Annotated in this window: 16 protein-coding genes; 7 read left to right on the top strand and 9 right to left on the bottom strand. The window is 62.5% G+C overall.

What is annotated here, in order from left to right; translation table 11 throughout:
• Complete coding sequence (locus ABVT36_RS11300; RefSeq protein WP_368456675.1) at positions 1-681, bottom strand: RDD family protein; 681 nt, start codon at positions 679-681, stop codon at positions 1-3.
• Between the two features lie 17 nt (positions 682-698).
• Positions 699-1,460, bottom strand: a complete 762-nt coding sequence (locus ABVT36_RS11295; RefSeq protein ID WP_367149524.1) for a hypothetical protein — start codon at positions 1,458-1,460, stop codon at positions 699-701.
• 164 nt (positions 1,461-1,624) lie between these two features.
• On the opposite strand from ABVT36_RS11295, the gene ABVT36_RS11290 reads away from it, so the two are divergent.
• Complete coding sequence (locus ABVT36_RS11290) at positions 1,625-2,191, top strand: DUF2939 domain-containing protein (RefSeq protein ID WP_368456674.1); 567 nt, start codon at positions 1,625-1,627, stop codon at positions 2,189-2,191.
• A gap of 7 nt (positions 2,192-2,198) precedes the next feature.
• Positions 2,199-2,576 (top strand): DUF2237 family protein, encoded by a 378-nt coding sequence (locus ABVT36_RS11285; RefSeq protein ID WP_367149522.1) that lies wholly within the window; start codon positions 2,199-2,201, stop codon positions 2,574-2,576.
• A gap of 154 nt (positions 2,577-2,730) precedes the next feature.
• Here ABVT36_RS11285 and ABVT36_RS11280 read toward each other — a convergent pair whose 3' ends face one another.
• Positions 2,731-4,512 carry an acyl-CoA dehydrogenase C-terminal domain-containing protein gene (locus tag ABVT36_RS11280; RefSeq protein ID WP_368456673.1) on the bottom strand — a complete coding sequence of 594 codons (1,782 nt, stop codon included), beginning with the start codon at positions 4,510-4,512 and terminating at the stop codon, positions 2,731-2,733.
• A gap of 95 nt (positions 4,513-4,607) precedes the next feature.
• Positions 4,608-5,318 carry a dethiobiotin synthase gene (gene bioD, locus ABVT36_RS11275; protein WP_368456672.1) on the bottom strand — a complete coding sequence of 237 codons (711 nt, stop codon included), beginning with the start codon at positions 5,316-5,318 and terminating at the stop codon, positions 4,608-4,610.
• Between the two features lie 210 nt (positions 5,319-5,528).
• Here bioD and ABVT36_RS11270 point away from each other — a divergent pair, with 210 nt between their 5' ends.
• Positions 5,529-6,050, top strand: coding sequence for a murein L,D-transpeptidase family protein (locus tag ABVT36_RS11270; RefSeq protein ID WP_367149519.1), 522 nt, complete (start codon positions 5,529-5,531; stop codon positions 6,048-6,050).
• Here ABVT36_RS11270 and bioC read toward each other — a convergent pair.
• Genes bioC through bioB form a run of 3 tightly spaced genes read right to left on the bottom strand, consistent with a single transcriptional unit; the run spans position 6,041 to position 9,929 of the window.
• Positions 6,041-7,660, bottom strand: a complete 1,620-nt coding sequence (gene bioC, locus ABVT36_RS11265) for a malonyl-ACP O-methyltransferase BioC (protein ID WP_368456671.1) — start codon at positions 7,658-7,660, stop codon at positions 6,041-6,043. The two genes, ABVT36_RS11270 and bioC, sit on opposite strands and share 10 nt — an antisense overlap.
• Positions 7,657-8,871, bottom strand: coding sequence for an 8-amino-7-oxononanoate synthase (gene bioF, locus ABVT36_RS11260; protein ID WP_368456670.1), 1,215 nt, complete (start codon positions 8,869-8,871; stop codon positions 7,657-7,659). The genes bioC and bioF overlap by 4 nt, the downstream gene beginning before the upstream one ends.
• Positions 8,868-9,929: a biotin synthase BioB gene (gene bioB / locus ABVT36_RS11255; protein ID WP_368456669.1), complete on the bottom strand. Its 1,062-nt coding sequence runs from the start codon at positions 9,927-9,929 to the stop codon at positions 8,868-8,870. The genes bioF and bioB overlap by 4 nt, the downstream gene beginning before the upstream one ends.
• Before the next feature lie 155 nt (positions 9,930-10,084).
• On the opposite strand from bioB, the gene ABVT36_RS11250 reads away from it, so the two are divergent.
• Together ABVT36_RS11250 and ABVT36_RS11245 are read left to right on the top strand one after the other, a co-directional pair.
• The gene (locus ABVT36_RS11250; protein ID WP_368456667.1) at positions 10,085-10,753 is read left to right on the top strand and encodes a ComF family protein; all 669 of its coding nucleotides are present in this window, start codon (positions 10,085-10,087) and stop codon (positions 10,751-10,753) included.
• A gap of 251 nt (positions 10,754-11,004) precedes the next feature.
• Positions 11,005-12,150 carry a beta-ketoacyl-ACP synthase III gene (locus ABVT36_RS11245; protein WP_368456666.1) on the top strand — a complete coding sequence of 382 codons (1,146 nt, stop codon included), beginning with the start codon at positions 11,005-11,007 and terminating at the stop codon, positions 12,148-12,150.
• 55 nt (positions 12,151-12,205) lie between these two features.
• On the opposite strand, the gene ABVT36_RS11240 is transcribed toward ABVT36_RS11245, so the two are convergent.
• Positions 12,206-12,745: a PadR family transcriptional regulator gene (locus tag ABVT36_RS11240; RefSeq protein WP_367149513.1), complete on the bottom strand. Its 540-nt coding sequence runs from the start codon at positions 12,743-12,745 to the stop codon at positions 12,206-12,208.
• Positions 12,746-13,186: 441 nt separating this feature from the next.
• Here ABVT36_RS11240 and ABVT36_RS11235 point away from each other — a divergent pair, with 441 nt between their 5' ends.
• A complete protein-coding gene (locus ABVT36_RS11235) occupies positions 13,187-14,566 on the top strand; it encodes a response regulator (protein WP_368456665.1) in 1,380 nt (459 codons plus the stop codon).
• A gap of 79 nt (positions 14,567-14,645) precedes the next feature.
• A complete protein-coding gene (locus ABVT36_RS11230; protein WP_368456664.1) occupies positions 14,646-14,999 on the top strand; it encodes a DUF4870 family protein in 354 nt (117 codons plus the stop codon).
• Positions 15,000-15,168: 169 nt separating this feature from the next.
• Here ABVT36_RS11230 and ABVT36_RS11225 read toward each other — a convergent pair whose 3' ends face one another.
• Entirely contained in the window at positions 15,169-16,428 is a 1,260-nt protein-coding gene (locus ABVT36_RS11225; protein ID WP_368456663.1) for a DUF945 family protein, read from the bottom strand.
• Between the last annotated feature and the right edge of the window lie 46 nt (positions 16,429-16,474).

The raw sequence follows: 16,474 nt of genomic DNA, 5'->3' as shown, positions 1-16,474 counted from the left end.
CTAGCGGGCCCCCAGCAACCAGTTACCCACGGCGCGCAAATAATTAAGTGCGGCGCGGTCCCTCTTTCCGGTTAGCGGTTGCAGCAGGTTGGCCAGTTCATATTGGCGCGCCTCACTCAGTTCCCGGTGCCGTTCCAGCAGGTCGATGATCGCGCGCTGATCCTGCTGCTGCAGTCCCCGCGGTGGTGCCAGGGGTACAACCTCCGGCAGCGGCAGCGGGGCGGCATCCACCTGCCGGTAGACTACCAGGGTAGCGGCCGCCATGTCGCCGAGGCGTTGGAAATGATGGCTCAGGGTCATACTGACAATGCCGGCGACGTAGGCGAAGGGCACGAAATCCGCGAAGCGCAGCAGATTCCGCAGTATTGAAGCGCCCCAGGAGATCGGGGTCAGGTTGTCGTTGACCACCATCAGGCCGAAAGCTTTTTTACCCGGCGTCTGGCCGCCGCGCAACACTTCAAAGAAAACCGGGTAGAACCACTCCAACAGAAAGAAGCACAGCAACCAGATCCCCCAGCCGGCGCGACCCGCAAATGCCAGTGCGATCGACAGGGCCATCAGTATCAGGCTGCGGTACAAAAGGTCCACGGCGAAGGCCAGCATGCGCGGTACCGGCCCGGCGACCCGCGCACGCAAATCGATGCCCTCAGGAGTCTCGACCTCGCAGATGGTGTCCAGCAACACTGGCCCCCGGTTTGTTACGCCTGCTGTTCAGGACCGCCGAACACATTCCGGTAGACCACGCCGTAGGCGATGGCCAGCATCGGCAGCACCCAGATAAGGCCCAGCAGCAGCGGCAGCGCACCGGCGATATACAGCAGAATACTGACGATGATGTAACCGAGAAAGGCAAACCAGTGCTTGGTGACCGCCTTGCGGGAAGTCTCCAGCGCCTGCCAGGGTCCCAGGCCTTTTTCCACGATTAATGGCAGAGTGAGTAAATAGGACACCGCCAGATAAATACCCGGCAGCACCAACAGGAGCATGCCCAGGGTAACCAGAATAGTCATCAGGATGCTGACCACCGCCAGGGGCAGCAGCTTGTCGAAATGGGCAAACACCTCCGTGGGTGCGGCGCTCTCGCCGCGCGCCACCTTGACCCCGATCATCATGAAACCAGCGGTCAACGGCGCCGTCACCACAGTGACCAGCAGGTTGTAGAGAAGCGCCCCGCCCACTAGGCCCGAAACAGGGCCATCGCCGGCTGTTTCTGGATTAAAGGCGCTGTAACCGGTGATGGCGCCCGCAACAAAACTCACTGCCACCAAAGCCACAATATATAAAAGCACCGCGAGCAAGATACGGCCCTTGTGGCCCTTGGTGCGCTGCCAGGCCTCGCCAAAGACGGCACCGATTTCGATTGAATAGTCCCCCGCAAGCCCCTTTTCCAGTGAGCCAAAGCTGTCGCTTTCCTCGCCGGTAGTGAGATCAGACTCCGGCGCCTTATAAATATCTGTCATGACTCGATGTCCTATGCGCAAATTGTGATTGTTATCGATTCCCCAGCCGGGACTATGGCACACTCACTGACCGTGAACAATGGCGCGCCACTAGCCCGTGGCAATTGGGCCCTGCAGGCGCCCACGATAGAATTGCAAATCCCATTTTACGGAAATCGGAGTCCATGAAAAAACTGCTTGTCGGCCTGTTGCTGCTACTGGCCATCGTCACCGTGACTTATATGGCGATGCCCCGCTATGCCGCGGGCCAATTGGTGGAAGCAGCCAGGCTGCAGGATACACAGGGGGTTGAGCAATTGGTGGACTTCCCCCGCCTGCGTGAAAATCTCAAGCAGAGGCTGCAGGCTCAACTGCGCTCTTCCGTGGGCGACGCTTTCCCCCCGGAGTTTGGCGACTTGGTCACCGCCGGCTCCGGCCTGTTTATCACCCCCGTGTTGCGGGGCCTGATCACACCGGCGGGTATCGCCGATATTTTGTCCGGCGGTGACAGCCTGCACCAATTTGAGCGGGAGCTATACCCACCGCCAAGCGCAAACGACGACGCTGCTGAAGCTTCGGCGGACGAGACCCGGCACTGGCAACTGCAGCGCTGGCGCTACCTGGCCTTGGATAGGGTGGCTGTGGATTTTGGTCAGGCGGAGGACCCCCACCTGCGGCTGTTTTTTTCCCGTCGGGGTTGGCACTGGTTGCTGACGGATATGGCACTACTGGAGGGGGAAGGGCCCCAGTGACAATGCGATGCAAAAAGACATTTCGGTAAATGTATTTGGCGATCCACTGCTGGCCTGTTGCACCAGTCCGGTGACGGGTTTTTTTCGCGACGGCTGTTGCAATACCAGCCCCGAGGACCTCGGATCCCATACGGTGTGCGTGGCGGTCACAGAGAAATTTTTACAGTTCTCCCGCCAGCGCGGCAACGACCTCAGCACCCCGGTGCCGGAATCCGGTTTTCCCGGACTCAATCCCGGCGACCGCTGGTGCCTGTGCGCACCCCGCTGGCTGGAAGCCTACCAGCGGGACGCCGCACCCCGGGTTTACCTGCAGTGTACCCACATCAAAGCCCTGCAGGTAATACCCCTGGCTCTGCTGCGCGAATATGCGGTGGACCTCAACTGAGCCGCACCGCACCTCACTCCGAGCGGGGAGATTCGAGCCGCAAATCAAGTGTGCAACTACTTCATTGGTCGTGAAGGTCTTTGCAGCAACCTGCAAGCAAATAGCATCGCAGCGCTAAAGCCCCGGAGGAAATCACCCCGTGGGATCAGGGAACTCAAAACAGCTCCGCATCTATGTCCATCAGGCTGTCGCTGCCCGCATCGACACTGGCCGCCAGCGCCCGTGTCTGGGGAAGCAGGCGGGTAAAAAAGAACCGCGCTGTTTTCACCTGGGCGGCATAGAAGCCATCGCTTTCACTGCTCGGCATTGCCACTGCGACCACTTTCGCCCACATATAGGCATAGGCCACATAGCCGAACAGGTGCAGGTACTCGACCGAGGCGGCGCCCGGCGCATGGGGATCCTCTGCGGCCGCAGTGACGACACGTCCGGTCACATCCCGCAACCTCTGCAGCTCTGTCGCCAGGGGCTGGATGAATTCCGCCAGGGACTCCCGATCCACATGCAGGTCGATAAACTCCTGCACATCCTCGGCGAACACCTCAAACAGGGCGCCGCCGTTGGCGACCGTCTTGCGGCCGATCAGGTCCAGCGCCTGGATACCGTTGGTACCCTCGTAAATCTGCGTGATACGCACATCGCGCACCAGCTGCTCCTGGCCCCACTCGCGGATATAGCCGTGGCCTCCCAGCACCTGCTGGCCAATGAGGGTACAGTCCAGGCCCTTGTCGGTAAAAAACGCCTTGGCCACCGGGGTGAGCAGCGCCACCAGCGCCTCGGCCCTGCGCTGCTCCTCCCCCTCCCCGTACTTGGCGATATCGAGCCATTGCGCCACATAAGTGGACAGTGCGCGGCCCCCGCCGATCAGCGCCTTCTGGGTAAGCAGCATGCGGCGCACATCCGGGTGCACGATAATCGGGTCGGCAATCTTGTCGCCGTGCCGGGGCCCAGCCGGCGAGCGGCTCTGCAGTCTCTCACGGGCATAGGCCAGCGCATTCTGATAGGAGCGCTCGGCGCCGCCGAGCCCCTGAATACCAACACCCAGGCGCTCGTAATTCATCATCGTAAACATGGCCGCCAGGCCCTTGTTCACCTCACCCACCAGCCAGCCCCTGGCTCCGTCGAAGTTCATGGCGCAGGTGGCGGACGCCTTGATGCCCATCTTGTGCTCGATGGAGCCGCAGTGTACAGCGTTGCGCGCACCGATATTGCCCTGGTCGTCGGGCAGGAACTTGGGCACCAGGAACAGGGAGATACCCCTGGGCCCGGGGGGTGCGTCCGGCAGCTTGGCCAATACCAGGTGAACGATGTTTTCCGCCAGGTCCTGCTCGCCGCCGGTGATGAAAATCTTGTTGCCGGTGATTTTGTAGCTGCCGTCATCCTGAGGCTCCGCCCTGGTGCGGATGATCCCCAGGTCGGTGCCCGCATGGGGCTCGGTCAGGTCCATGGCCCCGGCCCAGGTGCCCTGGTACATTTTTGGCAGGTACTGCGCCTTCAGGGCTTCGCTGGCGTGGGTATCGATGGCGAGACAGGCGCCGTTGGTCAACACCGGGTAAAGGGCGAAGGAAATATTGGCCGCATTGATCATTTCCTCCACCTGGGCACCCAACATTTTCGGCATGCCCATACCGCCGTATTCCGGGTTGCCCAGCAGCGCTCCCCAGCCGCCCTCGCAAAAGGTGGCATAGGCTTCCCTGAAGCCCCCGGGTGTGGAAACCGCACCATCCTGCCACTGGCAACCCTCTTCGTCACCGGAGCGATTGATGGGGTCCAGGGTATTGGCGGCGAGCTTGGCCATCTCCGCCAGAATTGCATCGGCGATGTCGCGGTCGACGGTATCCGCAAGCCCGGGCAGTCGTGCCCAGAGTTGATCCGCAGCAAAAACTTCGTGCAACAGGAAGTGCATCTCCCGCAACGGCGCCTTGTAGTCAGCCATGCCTCCGCCCCCTCATTCAAGCGTTTCAAACGATCGTTTGAATCTAGGCGGGAAGCGATCCTGTGTCAACCACAGGGTGGGGACTGGTGGGCGACCTATGTGGCTCCGGGCGCCTCCGGTTCACTGCCCAGTAGTGGAGCCAAATCCAGACAGGCGGCGTTGGCGCGATAATCTCCAGTTTCATCATAGGGCAGAGTGCCCAGATACGGCGCCGCCAAGAGGCCCTTTAGTGTGTCGAGGTTTTCATCGGGGCGGGCCATACCCGGCCGGGCAAAGTTGGCCACCCAGCCCGCCAGCCGCAGGCTGTCGCAATGAATCGCCTCCGCGGTCAGCCGGGCGTGACTGATACAACCCAATTGCATGCCGATCACCAGAATCACAGGAATATCCAGCTCCCGCGGCAAATCGGACAGGAAGGTGCCCGGCCCCAGCGGGGTGCGCCAGCCGCCGGCACCCTCGATCAATACCAGGTCGGCACCGGTGTTCATCACCTCCTGGCAGGCCCCGGCCATGGGCGTCACACCCAGGGTGATGCCCGCCTCCCGGGCCGCTATGTGGGGCGCTATGGCGGGTTCCAGCGCCACAGGATTGACCTGCTGGTAGGGCAGCTCCAGTGTCATCGCCGCCTGCAGCAATTCGGCGTCGGCATTGCGCAGCCCCTCCCGGCTGGGCACACAGCCGGAGGCCACCGGCTTGACCGCCCCGGTGCTCAGCCCCCGCCTGGCGGCATTGTGTAGCAGGGCCCCGGTAACGAAGGTCTTGCCCACTTCGGTATCGGTCCCGGCCACAAAGAATGTTCTGGTCACAAACAACCCTCCCCCGGGTTCTTTTTTACTGTCGCCTCTTTCAACGCCACCAGTTTACTGATAAATTGCCCACTTAGATCAATTATTGATCAGCCGGAGCGCCCCTATAACCCGGGGTGCTGATAATGCGGCGCAGCTTACCCGGGCATAAACCCGGCCACCGATATCGGACAAAGCTGTCAGCCAAACCCTCCGGCGCGAAACTGGCCAATGCCGTACTATTTCAACCCGCGCTTTACCAAGACCATGCGATACCTTGCTTTTGTCTGCCTGATGCTAGCCCCGCTGCTGTCCTTCGCCACCGTCAAGCCGGTGGACGAAGTAGTGGTCTACAAATCCAAATCGCTGATGCAGCTGAAGCGCAATGGCCGTGTGGTCAAAAGCTATAAAGTTGTTTTTGGCGACAATCCTCGCGGACACAAGGTCCGCCAGGGGGATGAACGCACACCCGAGGGGCGCTACACGCTGGACTGGAAAAATCCCAAGAGCCGCTTTTACCGCTCCATCCATATCTCCTACCCCAACGCCGCCGACCGCGCCCGCGCCCGCCGGCTGGGAGTGGATCCCGGCGGCGACATCATGATCCACGGTCAGAAGCCACAGTGGGCGGGGATCGAAAAACAGCTTACACGGATGAACTGGACCGATGGCTGTATTGCGGTGACCAACCGCCAAATGGACGAGATCTGGTCGCTGGTGCGAACACCCACCCCCATCACTATCTACCCCTGAGGGGCAGCCTGCTCAATTCCCCCGCTCAAAGCGGAACCGACAGCTCCGGCGCTCTGGGCACGCAAATTCAGGTAGTAGATATCGTAACTGGCGGGCAGGCCGGCGCCTGTTCTGAAATTTTCATAAGCGTCCAGCACCTTTTGCAGCTTGGCGCGGCTGGTTAATCCCCGCCCGGCAGCGCGGTTTACATTGCCGGCGCCGATGCTCTTCAGTTCACGCATCAACTGCAGCGCGCTGGCAAAGTGCAGAAGCCGCTGCTCATTGTGGAGGCCGCCCGCTAACCCCGCCGCGGACGCCGCCCCGAGCCACTCCTCCCGGGAGGAAAAACGGTTGACGTGCACCCCGCCGTCCACCTGAGCCCAGCTGTGCTTGAGTTCGCTCAGGGTGCCCGGCCCCAGGGTCGACACCAGGCAGAGGCCTCCCGGCGCCATGACCCGCCGCAATTCCGCGAACAGTCGCTCCAGGTTGCAGCACCACTGCAGGGCCATATTGGAAAAAATCAGATCGACACTGCCGTCTGCCAGTGGCAGCTGTTCCGCGTCCCCACCCACATGGAAGTCCGCCGCCGGGCGCTGGGTTCGGGCCAGTCGCAACATATCCTCGGCGATATCCAGGGCAATGATTTCGGCCCGGGGGAACCGCTGGCGCAGCCCGGCGCTGCCGTAGCCGGTGCCACTGCCCAGATCCAGAATCCGCTCCGGCTGCCAACCGGTACCGACGCCGGCCATCAACTGGCGACATACGGCGCGCTGCAGATGTGCAGCGGCATCGTAGTTTTTTGCCGCGCGCCCAAAGGACCGCGCCACTGCGCCCTTGGCAAAAGGTGCCTTTTGCGGCAAATGGCTATCCTCTGCGCCCGGCTGCCCGATGCTGCCTAAAAACCCTTCGACCAGCGTCGCCACCCTCTCCGGCCGGGAAATATGCGGAGTGTGGCCACAGCCCGGCAACAGTTCCACCGCCGCACCGTGGGACTGCAACTGTGTCGCAGCGGCAACCGGCACCAGCGCATCGCGCTCCCCGTAAATATGCAGCCCCGGCACCGGCAATCCCTCTGCCACCCGCAACAGCGGGCGATTGTCCCAGCGCCCCAGACTCTGCAGCGCACCGGCCCAGGCCGCGCCCACTGCGGGCGGGCGCCACTGTCTCAACTGGCTCAACAGTTGGCGCGAAGCCCCATCGCCACTGGCCTGCAGGCCGCAAAAACGCCTCCAGGTCCTGGGGCCGTCGGTGGCCAGAGCGCGGCGGAATTCGTCAAAGGTGGTCTCCGCCATGCCCGGCCAGTCGTCCCGCTGCAAAAAGGTGGCGTTGGCGGCGATGGTAATCACACCGCGAATCCTGCTTTCACCGGCCGACGCAGCCAGGCGGGTGGCGAGCATACCGCCGAGGGAATGTCCCACCAGTACACAGTCTGCCGGCAGCTGCGCCAGAACCGACTCATCCAGCAGAGGGTCCTCGGGCCAGCTATCGGCCGAGCGGGCACCAAAGCCGGGCAGCTCCAGACACATCACCGGTATCGCCAGGCCGGGCTGCAAAACCTCCAGCAGTGGCTGCCACAAGCGGCAGTCGCCGCCCCAGCCGTGCAGCAACACCAGAGACTGCACCGCGCTCACGGGGCCCCAGACTCCCCGGTGCGGGAGCCGGGCAGAAGCGCCCGCACCGCCTGCAGCAGTGCATCTATCTGCCCCTCACTGTGACTGGCACTGAGAGTGATTCGCAGCCGTGCAGTGCCGGCGGGCACCGTCGGCGGGCGGATGGCGCCCACCAGGAAACCCTGTGCCCGCAGTCCCGCGGCCACGGACAGCACCTCTCTCTCGCAGCCCAGCAGCAGCGGCTGAATGGCGGTCCCGGAGGGGCTCAATGGCAACTGCAGGGACTGCGCCCGGGTGCGGCAATAATGGATATTGCTGTGCAGCCGCCGCCGACGCTGCGGTTCCCGCTCCATGACCGTCAGCGCCGCCAGTGACCCGGCCGCCACGGCCGGCGGCATACCAGTGGTGTATATGTAGGGTCGTGCGAACTGCACCAGATAATCGATCAACTCCCGGGAACCCGCCACAAAGGCGCCGGCGTTGCCCGCCGCCTTGCCCAGGGTGCCCATCAGCACCGGCACGGCATCCTGACACAGACCGGCTCTGGAGGCGCTGCCCGCGCTGGGCAGCGATTGACTGCCCAGCACACCGAAACCGTGAGCCTCATCCACCATCAGCCAGGCGCCATAGGCACGGCACAACTGGGCGATTTCCGCCACCGGCGCGCAGTCCCCATCCATGGAGTAGACGCCGTCCACCGCCACCAGGGTATTACCGACAGAAGCCGTCGCCCGCTGCAGCCGGCGCTCCAGCGCGCTCAGATCGTTGTGGGCAAAGCGCAGGCTGTTGGCGCGACACAGGCGGGCACCGTCGATCAGGGAGGCGTGGTTGAGCTTGTCGGAAATGACACTGTCACCACGCGCCACCAGCGCACAAATGGTACCCACATTGGCTATATAGCCACTGGAGAACACCAGCGCCGCCTCGCGCCCGGTGAGCCTGGCGATTTTTTCCTGCAGCGCCGTGTGAATGTGCAGATGGCCATTGACCAGGTGGGAAGCTGTGGCACCGGCCCCCAGTGCGGCCCCGGTTTGCTGTGCGGCAATCACTTCCGGGTGGGTGGCCAGGCCGAGATAATCGTTGCTGCTGAAGGTCACCAGAGGCTCACCATCCACCTCTGCCAGTGGTGTGGGTGACGCAGCGAGGGTTCTCAGCTCCCGGTAGAGGCCCTTTTCGCGGCGCTCAAGAAGGCGCCGACGCAGGGTTTCCCGCAGCGCCATAGCGGGCTTCATCGGGCGGCATCGTAGAAATAGGGGTCGTACTCCCGCTCGGCTATCTGCGCCGAGAGTTTTTCCTCCACCTGCGCCTCGTCGGCGTACTGCCGGTACTCCTCCGGCTGAATACCAAGGCGGCCGAACAGCTGCATATCCCGGTTGGTTTGCGGGTTGGCGGTAGTCAGCAGCTTTTCGCCGTAGAAAATCGAATTGGCACCGGCGAGAAAGGCCAGGGCCTGCAGTTCATCACTCATCTGCTCCCGGCCGGCGGACAGGCGCACATGGGATCTGGGCATAGTGATACGGGCGACCGCGATACAGCGAATGAATTCCAATGGGTCCAGGTCCGCCTCATTCTGGAGCGGTGTACCGGCCACTTTGACCAGCATATTGATGGGTACCGATTCCGGATGCTGCGGCAGATTCGCCAGTTGCATCAGCAGCCCGGCGCGGTCCCCCACTTCCTCCCCCATGCCCACAATACCACCGGCGCAAACCTTCATACCCGCCGCCCGCACACGCTCCAGTGTCTGTAAGCGGTCACTGTATGTGCGGGTTGTGATGATCTCGCCATAGTATTCCGGCGAGGTATCCAGGTTGTGGTTGTAGTAGTCGAGGCCGGCGTCGGCCAGCGCACTGGCCTGGTCATCGTCCAGCATGCCGAGGGTCATACAGGTTTCCATTCCCAACGCCTTTACCTCGCGGACCATCCGCGTCACATAGGGCATGTCCTTTTTCTTTGGCGAGCGCCAGGCCGCGCCCATACAGAAACGGGTGGCACCCCCGGCCTTGGCCGCGCGGGCCTCCTGCAACACCTTGTCCACCTGCATCAACTTCTCCCGTTCCAGCCCGGTATCGTAGCGGGCACTCTGGGGGCAGTAGGCACAGTCTTCCGGGCAGGCACCGGTTTTAATGGAACATAGGGTGCTCACCTGTACCCGATTGGCATCGAAGTACACCCGGTGAACCCCCTGTGCGGTAAACATCAGGTCATTGAAAGGCAGCGCAAACAGATCGAGTATCTCCCGACGGGTCCAGTCGTGGCGGGTGGCGGCTAGTTGCTGGGCGGCGGTCACGGGCGCTAGTCTCCCTAATGCTGATGACACTTTGGCAAATCCGGGGTGGGGGTTTGTGAGGGGTCAAAAGGACCCGGGCGTCGTCAGTCTAGCGACCCTCGCCGAGCTGTCAACCAAAAGGCCTGAGAATGGTTTACCGAGCCATAGCACAGTTCTTGTCACAACAATTGAGCAACTGCCTGCTGTGCGGGGTTGCCCGTGCCGCGCGCAGTGGGCTCTGCGCCGACTGCCGGGACCAGCTGCCCACACTGGACCGAGGCTGCCGTGTTTGTGCGCTGCCGCTGCCACCGGCGGCGGCCATTTGCCCTCAATGCATTCAGTACCCTCCGGCCTTCGCCAGCGCCCAGGCCGCCTGGCACTACGCCTATCCGGTGGCGCAGCTACTGCAACGGTTTAAATATCAGGGCGATCTGGCGGCCGGACGCACACTGTCATTTGTGGCCGCGGGGTGCCTGGAACCCAGGGGCGAACTGCGCCCACAACTGTTGTTGCCGATTCCCGTGCACTGGCGACGCCTGTGGCAGAGGGGTTTCAACCAGGCACAGCTGATCGCGGCAGAATTCAGCCGCCACTGGCGGATTCCCGTCGCGCCGCGGCTGCTGGGCAAGTTAACGCCGGGCACAGCCCAGCAACAGCTGAGCCGGGCCCAGCGGCTGCGCAATCTGCGCCGCAGTTTTCGCGTGCGGCATCCCGTGGCCGGGTTGCACCTGGGGTTGGTGGACGATGTGATAACCACTGGCGCGACACTCAATGCCGCCGCAGATGTGCTGCGGCGGGCCGGGGCGGCCCGGGTCAGTGCCTACGCCCTGGCCAGAACCCCTTGACTCAGCGTCTCGAGCACAAATAGACCGGCCGATAGATTACCCGCACAATTCTGCACCTATGTCAGTCCGCCAGCCGCATGGCAGTCGGAGCGACACGGACTGGAGCAGTATTTTCCCCACGAACCCGCCTGCTTGCGCCAGTATTTCAAGGACGGCAACTCAATAGTTCCGGTGCGGCGACCGCCGCGCCAACAGGTGAACTCAACTGAAAGACGCCCGCGCGCCGTCGGACGCGGGCCGGGAACACTGCAATGAGCCAAAATAAGTTGCCGCGGGCCGTGGCGATCAGTGCTACGGGGCTGTGGACGCCCCCTGAAACCATCAGTAACACAGAACTGGTGGAGGCGTACAACACCTATGCCGAGGCGTACAACCACACCCACTCGGCACAGATCCAGGCCGGCGCCCTAGCCGCGAAGCCGCCCTCTTCGGCGGAATTCATCGAGAAGGCATCCGGGATCAAAAGCCGTTATGTGGTGACCCGTGAGGGCATTCTGGATCCCACACGCATGCGCCCACACCTACCGGAAAGGCGCGACGACGAACTCTGTATGCAGGCGGAAATGGGTCTGAAGGCCGCGCGGCTGGCGCTGGAAAAAGCGGCCAAAACCCCGCGCGACATCGATATGGTGATTGTCGGCGCTTCCTATCTGCAGCGGGCCTACCCAGCCATCGCCATAGAAATCCAGGCTGCGCTGGGTATCGACGGCTTTGCCTTCGATATGGAAGTCGCCTGTTCTTCCGCCACCTTCTCGCTGCAGCGGGCGGTGGACGCCATCAGCTCCGGTGCCGCCCGCACCGCCCTGGTGATCAACCCGGAACTGGCTTCGCCGCAGGTCGACTACACCGACCGCGACAGCCACTTCATTTTCGGTGACGTGGCGGTGGCCAGTGTGGTCGAGCGGTGCGACGACTGTCACACAGACACCGCCTGGAAAGTCCTGGGTACCAAAGCCAAGACAGTGTTCTCCAACAACATCCGCTCCAACTTCGGCTATACCGCCCGCGCCGCCGACGTGGACCCCTTCGGCCCCGGCAAGCTGTTCCACCAGAACGGCCGCAAGGTGTTCAAGGAAGTCTGCCCCATCGCCGCGGCGCACATCGAATCCCATGTGCGCGAGCTGGGTGTGGAGCCGGCCGAGGTACAGCGCTACTGGCTGCACCAGGCCAATATCAATATGAACAACCTGATCGCAAAAAAACTCATGGGCAGTGGGGCGAGTATCGAACGGGCACCCATAGTGCTGGACCGCTACGCCAATACCGGCTGCGCCGGCTCGGTAATTGCGTTCAACCTCTATAGCGACGATCTGCCCCCCGGTGCCCGCGGGGTTCTCTGCTCCTTCGGTGCCGGCTATTCCGTGGGCAGTCTGGTGCTGGAAAAAATTGCCCTGTGACCGCCGGGGATGCCGGCGCTTGCCGGTTGCGGAAAAATATTTTTCAACAACCGAGTTAGGGGCCCTCTTCCAGCTGCCGCAAGAGCCGTTCGCCCCATCGCAGGCGGGTCTCCTCCACCTCTATGCCCAGTTGCAGCGTCTGGCCAGCCAGCCAGAAACGCTGCTGCAGCTCTATATCGCGACTCTGCACCCGTTGTTTTTGCTCGCGATAAGCCGCCAGCAGGGCTCGGTGCTGGTCCAGTTGCCGGCGGATGAGCGCGCGGGCCTGCTCCCGGTCCAGGTGGTGGCCTGCGAACAGTTGCACTAAAAAAGGCTCGCGGATTTTTTGTGCGGGCGCCGGTTGCTGTACCCAGTCCCGCAGGGCCTCTCTGCCGGCATCGGTGAGCTGGTACACTTTTTTATCCGGCTTGCCCACCTGGGGCTGTACACTGCAATCCAACAATCCATCCTGGTGCAGCTTGCGCAGCTCCCGGTACATCTGCTGATGGCTGGCGCTCCAGAAATGGGACACGCTGCGCTCAAACCGGCGCTTCAGGTCGTAGCCACTGCCCGGCTCCATATCCAGCAAGGTAAGAACAGCAAACCGCAGTGACATTGTTCCTCCGAATCAGGCGTGCGATAGAGTCCATGGTAACCCAGGGCAGGGGCGGGCACACGGCCACCAGAGCGTGAGCGGCTTGCCGCAGCAATGACCGTCGGAGCAGGCCATTCATTTATTCTCACGCCATAAAGTAATTCCTGGCGCCTTTTGAGCCCTGACTCGCGGAATCTGGATACATTCTCCTTGAGCGAAGAGGTCGATTGCAGTATCTATGACTGCAGAAATAACGCTGCCAACGGGGGGTAGCGGGAACTGCAGTTATTTCACCGGCCGGCTGTATGTCCGGAGACCGCACTGACCGGCAATGGATTCGCCAGCCGGAGCCGGGCCAGCCTCTCAGCGGAAACAATTGTTTGAGGCCGGTCGGGGCCTCCGCCCCAACAACGAGCATCGGGTCGCAGGATTTGGCCCAGGTTTTGATAAGTGGGCACAAGGATGACGATAGCCAGCCACTTTCCGGGCAGCTTTATTCCAGGGTTGCGGCTCTGGACCAAACTGGTCCCGCCCCTCGCCGGAGCCGTGTCTGCGCCGGCGATGGCACACTCACTGCCCCTGTCACTTAACGCCAACACCTGGGTGCCTATTTCATGGCTGCTCCTGGCCACCATTGGCATAGTGCTGGCCGCCAGCTATGCCGCCATGTTGCGGGTTCAGCGATCCTGTGCCAACACTGAGCACGGTGAGGAAATAGCGCGGCTCTCCCAGGAGCGGGATGATATCTACCGGCGCCTGTGCGCCCTGAACAGCAAATCGTCCTCCAGGGACAAAACGCTGGGGCAAGCCCAGGAAACCATAGAGCTGTTGCGCCAGGAAAACTCCGACCTGCGGGGCATCGCACTGCACCATCTCAGCAAACCGGTGGATTCTCTGCTGAACACGCTTGAAACGGCACTGCATGAACAGGGGTGGGCGAGCGGTGCGCAATTGCAGGATGCAGTGCGCCAGCTGCAAGGGCTCAAAGCATCCCTCAAGCAGGTACGGAATCTGGCTCAGTTGGACACTTTCCATCTAAATCGCGCAGAGGACACCGCAACCACGGCGACCACCGGAAAACATAGCCTGTCGATACTGCTGCTTGCGGATCAGGGAAGCGAGCCCATCGCCCGGGCACTGGAGCGCCGGGGCCACCGGGTGCAGAGGGAAAGCAGTGGCACTGATGATTTCGCTACAGACGCGCAAAAGGCGTTCGATCTGGTGCTGATCGACACTGAGCTGTCCCTGGCGAGCAGTGCCGATGTAGTGAAAAAAATCCAGCGCGGCCACGGCGGTGACCTGCCTACCTTCGCGCTGGTATCGGCGCCGCGCCCCGGGGACAGGGAGGAATTTCTGGAGCGCGGGTTTACCGGCATACTGCCGCGACCGGTGCGGGAATCCAGCCTTGCCAAACTGCTGGACTGGGCAGCGCACAGGGCGCGTCCCGAAGAGACAGCCGGCGGCCAGCGGCGGCGTTTTTTAAATATCGACAGGCTGCTACAAAAGCGCGACCGGCTGGGACACCAGGCATTTGCCAATTATTTGAACGCAGCTTCCGCCGCTCTGCCGAAACGCATGACGGAGCTGACCCGCCTGCTCACAGCGCGCCACTGGCCCGATGCGGAAGAGCTGGCGAAATCCCTCAGCAGTTCGGCCGAGGAGGCCGGTCTGGAAGCCATCGCCGCCGCACTGAAGGATCTCGGTGCCCGCCTGGCCGCCAGCGAAGAGCGGGAGGCCTGTCGTCAACAGCGCACGGAAATGCTGAACCTGATGCGGACTTCTATGCGGGAACTCAACCGGTGGCGGGAGGAAAACGTCCACACCGAATGGTCCCTGCAATAGTAACACTCCACCGCAAGTCGCTTGCAAATCCCTCCGGTGACCCCACTATAGGTGCATCCCCTACCCGAGAGATAATAATATGTCTGAGCAGTTTCCCGATAAGAGTCAAGAAACGCGCGAGCAGGCCGGCCGCGACCTGGCCACTCTGGTATACGTCATCCAGGCCATCAGCCTATTTACAGCCATTCCCTTTTTTATTGGCGTACTGATCAATTACTTCAAGCGCGGCGACGTGCGCGGCACCATGGCCGAATCCCATTTTCGCTGGCAGATCCGCACCTTCTGGTTCAGCCTGCTGTGGATTGTGGTGGGCTGGGCAACGGTGTGGGTCTTCGGCATCGGCTTTCTGATCCTGGGGATCAGCTGGGTGTGGGTGGTATACCGGGTGATTCGCGGCTGGCTGGTGCTGGCAGATCACCGCCCGGCCTATTGAGGCGGTGGGCAGCAGCTGGCAACCTGTTGTCCCGGGCAGGGATGTTCGGGTCACAAATCAAGCGTGTATTCCTGGTTTGCCTGGGAGGATTTACCCAGAGCCAGGGAGGTCTGTTTCAGCACCCTGCTGGAAGTCGCCGCGGCCAGCGACCGGGTGCCTTATCGCCGGCTCAGCCCGGGCGGCCCAGCAGGGCTGCGAGCAGCGCCTCCGGCGGCAGCTGCTGCCCATTGACCATTAGTTTCCCCCGGTTTACCTGCACCAGCATCTGCAGCTCGTCACCGCTTGTCAGCAGCAGGCCATAGCGACGCAGCAACATCGCCTGTGCCACCAGGGGTGACTGCAACAGGGCCTTCTCACTGGCGGAAAAGGTGACGCTACCCACCAGCGGAGCCAGCCACTGATCCGCAGCGCTTGTCGCGGAGCGCCTGCTCCCAGCCGCGAACCCGGCCCAGTCGGCATCCAGGTCCATCAGTATGGGGCCATTGACCGACTCCACCACCAGTTGCTGCTGCAGCTTTAAGGGCCGCACCAGAATCTGCCGCCAGTCCCGCCGCCCCGCCGGTGTCAGCGCCAGCGCGGAAATATAGTGCCCCAGATCCGCCATGGAGACATCCGCCAGTTTCAAGCGGTGCAACACGGAGGTCACCGGGGTGGCCGATTGTACCTGCGGCAGGCTCAGCTCACTGGACAGCTGCAGATTGCCGCCCGGTGACAGCTGGCCATCGATCTGCAGAACGAGATCCCGTAATTCCAGCGGACCGGATTCGGTTTCCGCCCGCAAAAGGGGGAGATAAAGGGAAAGCTCCGTGTCTCCCTGCCTGGGCACCAGTCGGATGTCGCCGGTGACATTGTCCGTCACCAGCTCCTCCCGTCCGCCGCGCTTGCGCCGCAGCTGCCCCACCTTCAGAACTCCCTGGATCACGGCGCCGCTGTAATCCGTATCCAGCACCAGCTCGGCGCCGCCGAATATCAGCTCCCCACCCCTGTCACTGCGGGTAAAAGGCTCCAGGCGCACTGTGTTGCGCACTCGGTTGTCGAGTCCGATCAGGGACTCCAGCACTACCGGGCTGTGTTCCAGTCGGCCGTAGAACTGCTCCAACTGGGTGCGCAGGGGCCGTGCCAAATGCTCGGTGGAGAGGCGGGTCCGGCTGTAGGCCACCCCGATACGCGGCCCCCCGGCGGTGAACAGCAGGGGGCCATGCTGGATCTGGCTCAGCAGCTCGGTGGGGTCGTCACCACTGGCCACACGGGTGCGGGCACTGGCGCCAAACCAGCCGCGTTCATAGCCGGCCATTTCGCCACCGCGCAACCGGGCCAGCTGTTGCTGCCAGACTTCCGCAACTTTGGCGCCCACAAAACCAGGGGCAGTGAGGGTAATGGCGACGGCCAGGGCGACGACGATGATGGCAGTGAGACGCAGTAATTTCATCCGGGATAAACTTTTGCCGAATCTGCGCCGATGGTAGCAGATTCTC

Source organism: Microbulbifer sp. TYP-18 (assembly GCF_040932045.1).
Classification (GTDB): Bacteria; Pseudomonadota; Gammaproteobacteria; order Pseudomonadales; family Cellvibrionaceae; genus Microbulbifer.
Note: the sequence above shows the minus strand (reverse complement) of the source record. Positions and strands in the feature narration are given on the sequence as shown.